1 protein-coding gene is annotated in these 274 nt (G+C 63.9%); it reads right to left on the reverse strand.

Annotated features, from left to right (window positions below):
- Positions 1-274 (reverse strand): AIPR family protein (locus KVS69_RS19530; RefSeq protein WP_217539646.1); only part of this gene is annotated, 274 nt, incomplete at both ends.

Below are 274 nucleotides of genomic sequence, written 5' to 3' on the forward strand. Positions count from 1 at the left end.
TCCAGCGAGGCGAAGTTCGCGGTCTGCACCGGGTTCTGGTGGTTGCGCGCCTTGGTCACGCTCTTCCCAAACTGGCCGTCCGCCGATGCCTTAATCAAAGTGAGCACCACCTTGGCGCCATCGATGCTCTTGCCCGGATGCTGGCGCCCGAACTCGGCAGCCGACGCCACCGTCTGCGCGCCGTTGATGATGGACAAGCCGCGCACCTTGAACTTCTTGGCGCCACTCTTGTTAGCCTTCGGCTCGTTCAGGGCGCAGACGGCCGTGACGCCAT

It is taken from the genome of Stenotrophomonas sp. GbtcB23 (genome assembly GCF_019091045.1).
GTDB lineage: Bacteria > Pseudomonadota > Gammaproteobacteria > Xanthomonadales > Xanthomonadaceae > Stenotrophomonas > Stenotrophomonas rhizophila_A.